Source organism: Bradyrhizobium arachidis, from assembly GCF_015291705.1.
Lineage (GTDB): Bacteria > Pseudomonadota > Alphaproteobacteria > Rhizobiales > Xanthobacteraceae > Bradyrhizobium > Bradyrhizobium arachidis.
Genome location: NZ_CP030050.1, coordinates 7,538,141 through 7,551,749 on the forward strand (window position 1 = coordinate 7,538,141; position 13,609 = coordinate 7,551,749).

A 13,609-nucleotide genomic window follows, 5' to 3' on the forward strand; every position below is an offset into this window, starting at 1 on the left:
TATTCCTCAACCGAAGTCGCGACGGCGATAGGCGTCTCACTGGATACATTCTATCGCACGCGCCGCCTCAGGCAGGAGCGCGACGGGCTGCCTGCGCCGATCAGCAAGCGGGGACCGCTGAAATGGGAGCGGACCGGCTTCGATGCCTGGCTTACCCGAAATCATCCCATGCGCCCAAAGACGATTGCTAATGACGCATTCGCGCCGCCACCAGCAGGAAACGACGACGAACATCGCGAGCGGCTGCGGAGGGCATACGGCGAGCCTGACGCTTGACAGATTAGATTGCGCTAGATTCCAATAGGCGCGATCTCCTCTTGGCACCGAGACTCATTATGGCTGATCCCAAATTTCCCCATGTGAAATGGCGCGAGGGTCGTCCTCGCTCGTCGCACGGCGCTCATGCCAGAGCACTCGGCTTCCTTGATGCCGACCTACGCCATCCGCCGTACGATGAAAAGGGCCGTCCGGTCGGTGCGTGGTTCAATCTTCAGGAAGCCTCGGACTTTTCAGACAAACGGAAGTCGGAAATCGAGGCGGCGCGCCGTGCCGGCAAGCTGCCAAAGAAAATGACGATGCGGAAGCGTTCTACAATCGAGGATCTTCTCGACGATTGGAGCAAGTCGGTTGAGTTCAAGGCGTTAACCTCTGCCTCACAGGCTTCGTACCGTAAATGTATTTCTGCCATTCTGTACCGACCGCAATCGCGCGAATCCGCGGCGAAGTTGCGTGCCGAAATCCGCGCCGCCAAGCTGCTCGGCGTAGCCGAGCCTGCGCGAGAACTTGAGGCGATTGCGACTGCTACGCCGACATCGATCGGCAAACCGGAGTTCCGAGCCTTCTATAATTATGCGAAATCAGCTCGCGGCCATCATATGGCGCTTTCGATGATAGCGACGCTCTCGGCGGCGTTCACTTGGGGGCAGGAAAGCATCCTGTGGCGTCTAGGGCCCAACCCGCGGGAAGGCATGGAGTTCGATCATCCGGACGGGCGGATCGTCCAAGTTGCGATGCCCGAATTTTCCGTTTGGGTCGCTGCAGCTGATGCAATTGATCGACCTTCGATCGGCGACAGCTTTCATCTGGCGTTGTTTACTGGGCAGCGCCAGACTGACCGTCTAATCATGCGGAATGAGAGCGACATCGAAGGCCGCCACATGTTCCGCCAGAGCAAGACAGGCGAGCTTGTCGACATCAAAGAGGCGCCCCAACTCAGCGCGCGGCTGAATGCCTCGCGTGCACGCGTAAAGGAGCTCAAGCTCCGGCTTCAATTGGATAAGGTGCCTCCCGAGCTCGTGGTCAACGAGGACAATGGCGAGCCTTATGACGAGAGCACTTATCGGCATTGGGTGTCGACCGCCCGAGCCGTCGCAGTCTTCGGCTTTCTCGCGCGCGACATCGCGCGCCAAGCGATTGTCCGCGCTGAGCGACTGAATGCCGAACTGATCAAGTTCTCCGACAAGCTATTCGCTCCATTTCCTCTCGATGAAGAGAACAAGGCGCAGCGTGCTCGGGCGGTTGATCAGCGTAAGCGCGTCCTGTCAGAATGGCTGGATGCGCAGTCCGCACACGACAGCAATGGCGATGAGACCGCATGGCGACTAAAGCCTTGCCCCGCTCTGATGTTCGTCAACGGCGCCGGTGACCTCGACCAGAAGCACGACCAAGACCTGCGGGATACCTGCGTCATGCTGCTCGATCGGGCTGGCTGCGACTTACTGACGATCTGCGACATCACTGGGCATTCATATCGAAGTGCGCAGACCATCGTGAAGCACTACCGGGCCCGAAATGCGGCTCGCGCTGACTCCGGCATCGACAGGCTCGAACTGCAGGTTCGAAAGGAAGGAATGAAGGGCTGAACGGACAGCGGCCGAATTTCGTTTGCCCGGTTGCGCCTTAAGCTCGCAGGTCGCCAAGAAGCGGTGTGTCGCGCAATCAATCCTGTCACGCTTTCCGCCTTCCTACGGCGAGGCGTACGCTCCATCTCTGCCCGCGCCGTCCGCAAACAAACCGTCTGCGCCCGGTGCGATGAATGACGCCCCAAATATCTAAGACGTCGCACAGCGTGCGACGTGCGACCACCAAAAGCGTCGCACAACACTCGGTTTGTTCTGTCGAAGGAATGAAAAAAGCCCTTGCGGGCCAATCTCTTAAGGATGGTGGGCGCACCAGGGCTCGAACCTGGGACCCGCTGATTAAGAGTTCAGTACTATCCCTTCGCCACAGTTTCTAGATGTACGCCGAGCTACGATGAGTATTGGAGAAGCCCTTTGTTTGCAGGTGTTTCTCGCATAGCTTCGCGCTCCGTCGAACTCAAACCTTCCAACTGCTCAATCCGCCAACACCGTTTGAAAACCGTTTTGGCGGACCTGGATTCCCGTCATGACCGATATTCGAATTTCTCTTACCGACAAGGCAATCGCTCAACTACCCGCTCCGAAGGAAGGCTGGTATCTGGCGCGCGACACCGAATTGAAGGGGTTCTTTGTCGTCATTGGCAAGCGAAAGAGGACTTTCACCGTTCAGGCCGACCTTAGACAGGGAGGCAAACGAGCTTCATCCATCAGGGTTTCCATTGGTGATGCTAGTGAGATGTCAACCCGAGCTGCACGCGCCACGGCCAAAGAGTACTTGGCCCAGATTAGCCGCGGACGGCACCCAAAGAACGACAAACAAGCCGACGAAGCGCACCCCGCTCCGGCGATGGCAATTGGCGGGACGGTCGCGAGCGTCACCCTCAGGCAGGCCTGGGAGCGGTATCTCGAGGCTCATCTGATACGGAAGAACCGCAGCGAAAAGACCATTGAAGGGTACCGCGATCACGTCGATCGAATTTTTGCAGACTGGCTCGACACTACCCTCCATGAGCTCGCAACCGATCCGGCTCGAGTAGCCAAGAAGCACGACCACGTCACAAAGGAAAATGGGCCCTACATGGCTAATGGCAGCATGCGTACGTTACGGGCCATCTACAATCATGCTCGGAAGACGAACAGGTCGTTGCCGTCAGATAATCCAGCCGATGCGGTCGATTGGAATGAGGAGGAGCGCCGCAACACCGGGATGGGGTCGGCCGATCTGAAGGGTTGGTTCGCTCAGCTCGCCGGTCACGATAACCCAGTGCGTAGGGAGTTCCACCTCTTCACTCTCCTCTGCGGTTCTCGGCCCACTGCGCTCCAGGAAGCCAAGCCAGAGCACATCGATTTTCGGCGCCGCACGCTGCATATCCCCAAACCGAAGGGCGGCAAGAAGAAAGCCTTCGATATTCCGTTGTCGCGTCAGATGATCCTTTGTCTTGTCCGCGCAATCCGTTTCGGCAGACAGATGTATCCTCTGCAGGCACAAGAGTGGGTATTTCCGGCCGACAGCGCGTCGGGGCATTTGGCGGAGACAAAGGAAGATCGGGAAATGCTATCCAAATGGGGCAACGACCTCCGCCAAACCTTCCGCACGATTGCCACGGCAGCAGGTGTCTCGGACATCGACGCCAAACTCCTGATGAACCATGCCATTCCCGGCGTAAACGCGGGCTATATTACTCGGCACAAGCTCCTCGAGGATCATCTGCGCAGCCAGCAGCAGGCGATTAGCAGCGCCGCATTTGCTGCGCTGGGTGCGTCGGTGGCCCAGAACGGTTCGTTGCAGGATTGGCTCGGAAGGGGTAGCGGCCGATGTGCATCTCGGCCGCTTTCTTCCGACGAAATACGAGCTGGAGCCCGGCCGGTCCCTCAAATTGAACAAGGATCAATCTTAAGGTCCGCGAGTTGAAAGACACTCGCGGTTCCCCCTATCTTCAACGCGATTCCCAAGTGAGTGCACCGTCGATCTGGACAATCTTTGCCCCTCAGACGACGGAGCAGCTATCTCGTATGCTACGCGCGACGGCGTAGTTAGCACGGTCTTGACCTTAAACGCCTCTAGCCGCGTCGCTACTTGTGCCCCTCGGAGTCCAGGACGAGGCCCGGCATGAGCTTCATGCCAGGCCTCGTGCCCTGTACGACTTGGGCGGCAAGCCGTCCTCTAGGCACTAAAGATTTACGACGCCCCCCAACGCTTGTCTTGCGTTTCCTCGGGCTCTCCATTCGGCAGGACAGCTTCGATTGTGCGCTTGAGCGTATCTGGCGTACAAGGTTTGACTAACACTGGCATTCCGTCAAATCCATCGGCAGGCCTCTGCTGCCATAACCACTTAGGAAAAAGAAGGGCACCCCCCGATCCCTTACTACTTCGGCAACTGGCTGCACGTTGGTGCCTTGCAAATTGATGTCGAGAATCGCGAGATCGTAGCGCTCAGTTTCGGCAAGAGATCGCGCTTGATTTACACTTCCAGCCTCAGCGATGACCTTGTGCCCCAGTTCCGCGATCATCTCGACAAGCATCATCCGAATGAGCGCCTCATCTTCGACCAGGAATATGGATGCTTGCGTCATCGGTTTTGCCTCAAGCCCTGTTTGAACCGACTGCCAAAAGCCCGTTGAGCAGATGGGAGACCGCGGTTGTTAGCTGCGCGGGCGCGAACGGCTTGTGAAGCATTATGCTGTTGTAAACGCCTTGTGCTGGCCATTCGTGGGCTGCCACGCCCGACATGTAGACCACGGGAAAATTGGGATCGACATCGCGTGCCGCCCGCGCGACCTCCCAGCCGTTGAACCTTCCCAACAGATTGATGTCAGTAACGAGGGCGCGGTATGCAATGAGCCGGCCCTTCAACAGTGTCACCGCCTCTTCGCCGGTCTTGGCGATGGCAGCCTCGAAGCCTCCCTCTCTCAACGCATCCTCGACAATGCCTTGGATCGCATCATCGTCTTCGATGACCAGAACTATCGGTTGCATTTCCGCCAAAGGGTTCCCCGGGAGCACACGTACACTGGACGTTACAAAGTGCACACAAGCTAAAAGTTCCTGAGCTGTCGGGAATATTCGGCAGAAATTCGAGACAACGGTCCTAGTCGCGGTCGGAGGATTTCTTGGCCTTGGCCTTTTGGCGGAGGAAGCTGACCTCAAGCTCTTCGCCGTTTACTCGAGCTGACAGCGCCGATAGGCAAGTCCGGTGGAGGAAAGCAGAAGAAAGAACTCATTCAGGGTCAAGCCCTCAATCGAGGCTTCTACCTGAAGTTTTGCGCCGAACTCCGAAACATCCTTAAGCATGCACGCGCGACGCCAAGTGCCATCGATGGCCATCATATGCGCGGGCAACGGATGCTCAAAGGTGACCCGTCGGCCTTCTTGTTCTTTTTCTATAGGCATTGGGTAAACCGAACCGATCCCATCGTTGTATCCCCAACGGACTAAGAGGACGTAACCAAGGTCGGGAAAAGTTAGCAAAACAGCCCGGACTCAAACGGCTGAAGGCGGCGGAACACATGCCCTCCCGTCGCTAACGAGGATGCGCCCGTAATGTCACGCGCAGACCAATATCGAGTCTCTCGTACGTCAATTGCCCATCGAGCTGCTGGGTCAGCAGCAGGACGATCCGGGATCCCAACCCGCCAGGATCAGCTTCACCGCGAAGGCCGACGCCATTGTCGCAGATTGATAGTTCGATGCCGTCACTTGTCGAGAGCGTGACTGCGACTTGCCCAGGCTTGTCGCCTGGAAAGGCATATTTCAGCGCATTCGTGACGAGCTCGTTCGTGATGATGCCCACGGCGAGCGCCTGCTGGCTTGGCAGATACACCTCTTCGCAGACCACCTGGAATGCGATGGGTCCGGCTGAAGCCAAGGAGTCGAAGACCTTCTCGACGACGTTATTCAGGAAATAGCGCATGTTAACGAGACGCGAATCCTGCTTGAGCGAGAGATGGTCGTACACTTCCGCCATGACGTGCAGCCGACGCGCTGTGGCTTCGAGGGCTGCTGCGACTTCCGGCCCTCCGTTCCTGGCTTCCAGCCGGATCATGGCGCTCAGGACGGCCAGGTTATTCTTCGTTCGGTGCGCCAACTCCTGCAGTAGAACGGCTTTGGTCTTGTCCGCCTGCATGACCCGCTTCAGCTCGGCGCGCTGGAATTCGGCGACCGTCGCCGCGCCGGCGGCGGTGATCGCGAAGAGCGCGTTGGGCGCAAGATAGTCAAGGCCTGTCGCGCCCGCATAGCTCATGTACGCGACCACGCCGATTGCGATGGCGGCGGCGAAGATCCCGGAGCCGCGGTCGAAGATCAGACCCGATAGAAACACACCCGGTAACAGCACGAAGTATCCGGCGGACCCGGTTTGCATCTGCAGCGCCATTTCCAGCACGGCGCAGACCACCATGATGCAGGTGGAGATGCAGTACCTGAGGAATGCCGGTATCCGGTGCTCTAGCACTAGCGGGTAGAGCCTGTTCATCCAACAACCACCTCGGACTTGCTGCTCATCATCGCAATCGATGCTCGTCCAGCGCCCGCGCGAGATACGGCGCCGTGCGGCTCGACTTGCGCCGCGCGATCTCTGCCGGTGGCCCCGCTGCGACGACCTGCCCGCCCTCATCGCCGGCGCCCGGCCCAATGTCGATCACCCAATCGCTCGCGGCCACGACGCTCATGTCGTGCTCCACGACGATCACGGTGCTTCCCGCCTCCACCAATCCGTTCAACTGTATAATCAGCTTCTCGACATCCGAGGGATGCAGGCCCGTGGTCGGCTCATCGAGGACATAGATGCTGCCCGCCCGCTGGGTGCGCTGAAGCTCAGTGGCAAGCTTGACCCGCTGCGCCTCACCGCCGGACAGCTCCGTTGCCGGCTGACCGAGGCGGATGTATCCAAGCCCGACCTGCCGGATCACATCGAGCGACCTCGCAATGTAGCTGTCGTCGGCGAAGAACGCGTGCGCCTCATCGACGGTCATTCCGAGCACGTCGGCAATGGATTTGCCGTCGAGCTTGATCTGGAGCGTCTCCTTGTTGTAGCGCGCGCCCTGGCACTCCGGGCATGGCGCATAGACGCTCGGCAGGAACAGCAGTTCGACGCAGACAAAACCTTCTCCCTGGCAATTCGGGCAGCGGCCCTTCGGCAGGTTGAAGGAGAACCGCCCGGCACCGAACCGCCGCCGGCGCGCCTCTTTCGTCTGCGCGAATAGCTTTCGCACGTCGTCGAAAAGATCGGTGTACGTCGCCAGATTGGAGCGAGGCGTCCGTCCGATCGGCTTCTGGTCCACGACCACCAGCCGCTTCAGGCGATCGAGCCCTTCGGTGATCTTGCCGCTCGAGGTCTCGACCGGCGCGCGTTCAAGGACGTCTTCGCCGTCTTTGTCGGACGCATGCGATTGTCCAAAATGCGCGCCCAGCGCCTCGACGAGGAACTGGCTGACCAGGCTGGACTTGCCCGAGCCGGATACGCCGGTGACCGTCGTCAGCACACCCAGCGGGAATGCGACGTCGATCCCCCTGAGATTGTTGCGCGTGACACCGCGCAGCTTGAGCCAAGCCTGCGGCGAGCGCTGCTTTTGCTGTGGCGGAACGGCCTGACCGAACAGGTATTTCGCAGTGCGCGATCTCGCGACGGACTTCAGCCCGTCGATGCGACCGTTGTAGAGGATTTCGCCGCCATGCCGGCCTGCGTCCGGTCCGACGTCGACGATCCAATCGGCATGGCGCATGACATCAAGCTCGTGCTCGACGACGAAGAGGGAGTTGCCGGCCGCCTTCAGCCTGTCGAGCGCGCGGAGCAGCGCCTCGGTGTCGGATGGATGGAGCCCGGCGGACGGTTCGTCGAGCACATAGACCACGCCGAACAGATTAGAGCGCACTTGCGTCGCCAGACGCAGACGCTGGAGCTCGCCCGGGGACAAGGTGGGCGTGCTCCGCTCAAGCGTGAGATAGCCGAGGCCGAGGTCGAGCAGCACAAAAAGTCGCGCGCTCAAGTCCTGCGCGATCCGCTGTACGACGATGGCTTTCTCCGGGTGAGCCTCCTTCCGGCCGGCCTTGCCCCCGCAATAAGGCCGCATCAGCGCGGCCAGTTGCTTCAACGGAACACGCGCCATGTCGGCGATATCCATCCCGGCAAACTTGACAGACAGCGCCTCCGGCTTGAGCCGCTTGCCGTGGCAGGCGGAGCACTCAGTGCTCAGCATGTATTGCGAAACGCGCTTCTTCATCATCGCGCTGGTCGTGTTGGCGAACGTCTCCATAACGTAGCGCCGGGCGCCGGTGAAAGTGCCCTGATAGCTCGGCTCTTCCTTGCGACGCAGCGCCCGCTGGACCTCCTTGAGATCGTAGCCGGCATAGACCGGGACCGTGGGCTGCTCGTCCGTGAACAGGATCCAGTTGCGGTCCTTCTTGGGAAGCTCGCGCCAAGGCGTGTCGACGTCGTAGCCGAGCGTCGTTAGGATATCGCGCAGGTTCTGACCGTGCCAGGCTGTCGGCCAGGCCGCGACGGCGCGCTCGCGGATGGTGAGCGTGTCGTCGGGCACCATCGAGCCTTCGGTCACGTCGTAGACGCGGCCGAGGCCATGACACCTGGGACAGGCTCCCTCCGCCGAATTGGGGGAGAAGGACTCGGCGTACAACAGCGGCTGCGACTTTGGATAGTCGCCGGCGCGCGAATAGAGCATCCGAAACAGGTTTGACAGCGTCGTGACGCTGCCGACGCTGGATCGCGTGGTCGGCGATCCCCGCTGCTGCTGGAGCGCCACCGCCGGCGGCAGGCCCTCGACCTCATCGACCTCTGGCACGGCCATCTGGTGGAACAGGCGCCGGGCGTAGGGCGAAACGGATTCCAGATATCGCCGCTGCGCCTCCGCATACAGCGTCCCGAAGGCCAGCGATGATTTTCCCGAGCCGGAGACGCCGGTGAACACCACCAGCGCATCGCGCGGGATGTCGACGTCCACGTTCTTCAGATTGTGCTCGCGCGCACCGCGCACCCTGACAAATCCGGGAGACGATCGCCCGGCGCCCTGCTCCAGCTTGTAAACCTTGTCGTCCATTCGCTCGCCGCCATTGTCGTTAGGACAGGTAACGGACCTGAAATCCGAATGATCCAACCGGCCTGGCGCTTGGAACCATTATCAAGCGCGCCGGTTCGTTCGAACAATGGCCCGGTAAGAGGCGCATTGTGTTATTCTCATGCTGGATCGACAAGGCCGCGAGCCGCCCCCGCGTGCGGATCGCTCGATGGGTTGCTCATGGCCTTTCTCGCAATGCCGCTGGCGGCGCAGGCAGCCCTTTCCAGTTCGAGGCTCGGACGAGTTCCCCTTACGCCTTGCGTCAATGCGCAATTGCCTAACTCGCCGTATTACAGATTCTGGGCAGCGTGACGCGCGCGGCTCATGTTACGGGACTTTTCGATCCCGGCAACCAAAGCATGATCATTCGTGAAGACGTCGGACGCCACAATGCGCTCGACAAACAGGCCGGTGCTCTCGCCATGGCGGGCGTCTCGGGATGCACTGGCGCGGTCGTGCTAACGACCCGTATCTCGGTCGAGATGGTGCAGAAGACCGCCGCGATCGGCGCCAGCTTCATAATCGCAATGTCCGCGCCGACCGCGCTTGCGATACGGACGGCCGAGGCAAGCGGCATCACCTTGATCGGCATTGCGCGAGGTCAAGACTTTGAGATCTTCAGCCATGTCAGTGGAATCACCTGACGTGAAGCGGCCTTCGGCCGCATCGCTCTTTAGTAATGCGAATTGATCTACGGCAAGTCGGTTATTGCCGCGGGTTAGGCGCGGAGAGCATGCTAGAAATCGTCAAGGATGGACCGATACCCGCGCCGCTTCCGAGGGGCTTGGAGCTGGAAGGGCCATAGTCCTTCGCTCGTTTAGCGGCGAGATTCCGATAGCCTTGCGCCCGTATAAGCAGTTGCTCTTTGAAATTTGGATCGCGTTCGCTCGCGGCCAATCGTTCAAGTCGATGAGCTCATTCCAAATACTCGACCAAAAGCTTCATCGCCCCTTCACGGGCGAAGCAACCAGCCAAGCGGAACGATGTTCCTACGGGTCCGATTAGCCCGAGTTTGCAGAGGCCATCTTCATCAAAAAGGCCCCGCGCTGCGGGGCCTTTTCCGAGTCTGAGGAAACTTATCGTCGCACACCCGCACCGTAAAGCTCGCGCTCGCGGCCGATGTCCTCCGGTGATAGCGGCGGGCTTGCGGCATCGAAGTCCGTCCAGCCCGACTTCTGCCAGGCGGAACTGCGCTCCTGAAGGTTGACGGATCTCTCGTGGAGCAGCGCATCCAGTCGCGCACGATCAATATCGGATACCTTGGCGGAAACGAGCGTACCGCCGCGGCGAACGCCTTCCGCGTAACGCGATGCGTCTTCCCTGGAGACGCCGGCCTGGGTGAGTGCGCCGACAATTCCGCCTGTGGCCGCGCCCGCGGCCGCTCCTGCAGCCGTGGAGGCCAGCCATCCCGCCGCCACGACCGGCCCGAGACCTGGAATAGCCAATAGGCCAAGGCCGGCGAGAAGGGCCTGCCGCGCCGCCGATCCCGGCGCCAATGCCAGCACCCGTGCCGGCTCCTTCGGCGCGATCATCCACGCCGTCGCGGTCTCGATCGGCCTTGCCGCGCTGTGAACCGTACCAATTGTCGGAATTGTTGGCGACGATGCTGATGTCGGAGTGCGATACGCCGGCACTCTCGAGTCGGGCGACGGCCCGCTCGGCGTCGGAATAATTGTCGTAGAGGCGAGAAATGGTAGTCGTCATGCGATCTGCTCCTTATTTTGCGGGATTGACGTTGCCTTGGAAGTCGACGCTGACGTCGGTCTTGGTGCCAGCCTTGTCGGCCTTGCCCCGCCAGACGCCTTCGTTGTCCTTCTGCAGGCCGGAGACGTTGGAATATCCCGCGTCCTCGATCCGTGATTTCGCCTGGCCCTCGGTGAAGCTGTTGCGGCCCGAGACCGGTGCGTTCGAATTGTTCTTATCGGAGCTGTTGACGGCGTTGTTGCCCGGCCCGCTTTGCGCGGGCTGCGCGCCCGCGGGCGCAGATGCGAGCAACAACAAGGTTGCCGCCAGCAGAGTCAGACGTGACATTTTTTGTCTCCTGCAAGTGATGGTGCCGGCGACAACAAGCGAGTTTCGAATTGGTTGCTACTGCGCGAATATGCGGAATGCCGCACTACGCTCTCACCTCAGATCGAGCTTGAGCAGATGAGGCGGTCAGGAGCGATTGCCACGATGTTCCGGAACCGCCTTACCGCGTCCGACACGGCTGTCGTGTACAGAGATAGGCATAGGAAGGCGGGGTGAACTTTCAGGTCACCGTTCTCAAGATCCTAGTGAGCTATCCCGATGGATTCGCCATGATGGCGGAGCTCAAGCGCGATATGGCGATTCTGGCGACGAGCGGACGCGACTGGGCCGAGCGGACAAAGCGCCTCGCCGCTCGCGTGCCCGCTCTCGACATCTTCTCGCAAGGATTGGTCGAACGTCTGAACGGCGGCTGGCGCATCACTGAGGAGGGGCGCGCGGTGCTGAAATTGATGGAAGCAAGGCCTGCCGAGATGCGGACGGAGAGCGCCGTGCCTCCGGCAGAGCCTCCTGCGGCCAAACAGGCGTCCTCGCTTCTTGCCGCAAGGCGCTCTGGCAGAAGCCAGCGCCTGCAGCGCCGCCGTGCGGCACGCAAGCGGGCCCGTGCCAAAGCGTGCTGAATGCGGCCGTGCTCCGACTGACTTCAACGGCCCGGGAAAAACAGGAAACTTTGCTGACCGTGTTGAGTTGCCAGCGATCGGATCGGTCGCCGGGAGCGTCAAGATGGTCGACGATGTCGTCTTGAAGAATGCCACGGAAACCGCCTGGACAGTTTACCGGGCTCGGCACCCCCATGTCGGCGCACGCGATAGCCGACGCTGTTTGCTGGAGCGCCATCTGCACAGGAGATGGGAAGGGCGCGATAGCGATACCGAAGAACTCGCCAGCTTAGGTATCGCGTATTTGCACCGGCTTCCCCGATTCGAATGTTGACGAGCGTGAAAATGCTCGTAGCGCGCGTAGCTTGCGGAAGCACAAGGCCCAGTTGGACGTTGCTCGCGATTTCGTTTCTCATCTCCGCGGTGGTCGTGATCGGCTTGCGGGTCGTCTTTGGTGACTGATCGATGCGGATAGCCCAGCTTGCCCCGTTGGCCGAGAGCGTTCCTCCGAAACTGTATGGTGGCACGGAGCGGGTGATCGCCTGGCTGGTAGATGAGCTGGTCGACCTCGGGCACGACGTCACCCTATTCGCAAGCGGAGATTCGAGGACGAAGGGTAAGCTCCATGCTGTCTTACCTCGCGCCCTACGGCTGGGACGGAAGGGCGTCGATCCGAACGCGGCCTGCGCGCTACTGATTGAGGCCATCGCCGGGCGCGCACGCGATTTCGACGTCATTCATTCACATGTCGACTGGCTGCCGCTGCCTGTCCTGAACCGCACCGGCGTGCCGTTTCTGACGACCATGCATGGCCGGCTCGACCTTCCGGGCTTGTCCGACGTGATCGGGGCTTTCCCACAGGCCCCCTTTGTCTCTATCTCCGACAACCAGCGCCGGCCCCTCCCGGACGCGAACTGGGTGGCGACGATTCCGCACGGGCTGCCAAAGGAGCAGTTTCGTCCCTCCTACGGAGCCGGTTCGTACCTGGCCTTTCTCGGGCGACTTACGGCGGAGAAGGGACCAGAAGCCGCGATACGCATCGCTCGCGCCGTCCGCATGCCGCTGCGGATCGCGGCCAAGATTCCTCGCGCGGAAACGACCTACTTTAAGAAGAAGCTCGAGCCCGAGATCGACGGAGAGGACATCCTCCTGATCGGTGAGGTGGGCGACGTCCGCAAGCAAACCTTCCTCGCAGGTGCCGCCGCATTGCTCTTTCCGATCGATTGGCCCGAGCCCTTCGGTCTGGTGATGATCGAGGCGATGGCGTGCGGAACGCCCGTGATCGCCTATCGTTCCGGATCGGTGCCGGAAGTAGTAGAAGATGGTGTCACCGGCTTTATCGTGGACGGCGAGCAGCACGCGATCGAGGCCGTGAAGGAAGCCGTGCGGCTGGATAGAAGAAGGATTCGGGCCCGCTTCGAGGAGCGCTTTGCCGCCAGTCGGATGGCGAGGGAATACGAAAGCCGTTATCGCGAGCTGTTCGCTTGCAGGTGACGCCGGTCGAAGAACGCGTTCGTTGGGATGACCGGACGCAAGCGGCCCGCCCGGCGTACCGGACGAGCCGTTCCGCAATGATCTGTTCGCTCAGTGCATATGAACCAGGAAATAGCCGACACCACCGACAACGAGGACGGCGGGAACGGCCCACAAAATCAAGACGGGCATGCTCTCCTCCAATAACGTTTTCAGACCAGAGTCGTGGAGCGATTACTGCTCGGTGCAGACCTTGGTCGTCTTCACGGCGGACTCAGCTTCCGTCTTGGTCTTGTAGACGCCGTTGCCCACGACCGTCGTAGTGGTGGTCGTTGGCTTGGTGTCGACGATGGTGCACTTCTTCGTGGTCGCGTCACGAACGATATAGAACTCGGCGGCGCTCGCGGCCTGGGTGCCGAGGGCGAAAGCGGCCAGAGCACCGCATACGATCAGCTTCTTCATGGTGTCCTCCTCAAAGCTTGTATGTAGCTGCCAACGAGCACGCGGGGCCAGAGTTCCAGTTATTCCCGATTGTTGCGCGGGTACACTATTTCGCTACTGCAGCATAACGCGGCTACCAAA

Annotated in this window: 11 protein-coding genes and 2 pseudogenes; 5 read left to right on the forward strand and 8 right to left on the reverse strand. The window is 60.5% G+C overall.

The genetic code is table 11. The features are described from left to right. Nucleotides 1-335 precede the first annotated feature (335 nt). A complete protein-coding gene (locus WN72_RS35445; RefSeq protein ID WP_092212445.1) occupies nucleotides 336-1,862 on the forward strand; it encodes a site-specific integrase in 1,527 nt (508 codons plus the stop codon). A 523-nt stretch (nucleotides 1,863-2,385) separates the two neighbouring features. Beyond that, nucleotides 2,386-3,771, forward strand: coding sequence for a tyrosine-type recombinase/integrase (locus tag WN72_RS35450; protein WP_014493291.1), 1,386 nt, complete (start codon nucleotides 2,386-2,388; stop codon nucleotides 3,769-3,771). A gap of 368 nt (nucleotides 3,772-4,139) precedes the next feature. On the opposite strand, the gene WN72_RS35455 is transcribed toward WN72_RS35450, so the two are convergent. The 5 genes from WN72_RS35455 to uvrA all read right to left on the reverse strand — a co-directional run bounded on the left by WN72_RS35455 (nucleotide 4,140) and on the right by uvrA (nucleotide 8,909). Beyond that, nucleotides 4,140-4,433 carry a response regulator gene (locus WN72_RS35455; protein ID WP_244553651.1) on the reverse strand — a complete coding sequence of 98 codons (294 nt, stop codon included), beginning with the start codon at nucleotides 4,431-4,433 and terminating at the stop codon, nucleotides 4,140-4,142. A gap of 10 nt (nucleotides 4,434-4,443) precedes the next feature. After that, on the reverse strand, nucleotides 4,444-4,836 hold the full coding sequence (locus WN72_RS35460; protein ID WP_014493289.1) for a response regulator: 393 nt from the start codon (nucleotides 4,834-4,836) through the stop codon (nucleotides 4,444-4,446). Between the two features lie 183 nt (nucleotides 4,837-5,019). Then, nucleotides 5,020-5,250, reverse strand: coding sequence for a hypothetical protein (locus tag WN72_RS35465; protein WP_306329808.1), 231 nt, complete (start codon nucleotides 5,248-5,250; stop codon nucleotides 5,020-5,022). Between the two features lie 130 nt (nucleotides 5,251-5,380). Next, nucleotides 5,381-6,331 (reverse strand): sensor histidine kinase, encoded by a 951-nt coding sequence (locus tag WN72_RS35470; protein WP_014493287.1) that lies wholly within the window; start codon nucleotides 6,329-6,331, stop codon nucleotides 5,381-5,383. 28 nt (nucleotides 6,332-6,359) lie between these two features. Then, the gene (gene uvrA, locus WN72_RS35475) at nucleotides 6,360-8,909 is read right to left on the reverse strand and encodes an excinuclease ABC subunit UvrA (protein ID WP_014493286.1); all 2,550 of its coding nucleotides are present in this window, start codon (nucleotides 8,907-8,909) and stop codon (nucleotides 6,360-6,362) included. 299 nt (nucleotides 8,910-9,208) lie between these two features. Here uvrA and WN72_RS35480 point away from each other — a divergent pair. Beyond that, nucleotides 9,209-9,571 (forward strand): annotated as a pseudogene (locus tag WN72_RS35480) (formate dehydrogenase accessory sulfurtransferase FdhD); the annotation flags it as partial. Between the two features lie 432 nt (nucleotides 9,572-10,003). Here WN72_RS35480 and WN72_RS35485 read toward each other — a convergent pair. Both WN72_RS35485 and WN72_RS35490 read right to left on the reverse strand, forming a co-directional pair. Then, nucleotides 10,004-10,631: pseudogene (locus WN72_RS35485) on the reverse strand (hypothetical protein). A gap of 12 nt (nucleotides 10,632-10,643) precedes the next feature. After that, nucleotides 10,644-10,958 (reverse strand): hypothetical protein, encoded by a 315-nt coding sequence (locus WN72_RS35490; protein ID WP_014493283.1) that lies wholly within the window; start codon nucleotides 10,956-10,958, stop codon nucleotides 10,644-10,646. A 212-nt stretch (nucleotides 10,959-11,170) separates the two neighbouring features. Here WN72_RS35490 and WN72_RS35495 point away from each other — a divergent pair, with 212 nt between their 5' ends. Then, entirely contained in the window at nucleotides 11,171-11,575 is a 405-nt protein-coding gene (locus WN72_RS35495) for a hypothetical protein (RefSeq protein WP_014493282.1), read from the forward strand. Between the two features lie 444 nt (nucleotides 11,576-12,019). Continuing rightward, on the forward strand, nucleotides 12,020-13,048 hold the full coding sequence (locus tag WN72_RS35500; RefSeq protein WP_014493281.1) for a glycosyltransferase family 4 protein: 1,029 nt from the start codon (nucleotides 12,020-12,022) through the stop codon (nucleotides 13,046-13,048). Between the two features lie 213 nt (nucleotides 13,049-13,261). On the opposite strand, the gene WN72_RS35505 is transcribed toward WN72_RS35500, so the two are convergent. After that, nucleotides 13,262-13,489, reverse strand: a complete 228-nt coding sequence (locus tag WN72_RS35505) for a hypothetical protein (RefSeq protein ID WP_014493280.1) — start codon at nucleotides 13,487-13,489, stop codon at nucleotides 13,262-13,264. Nucleotides 13,490-13,609: the final 120 nt, after the last annotated feature.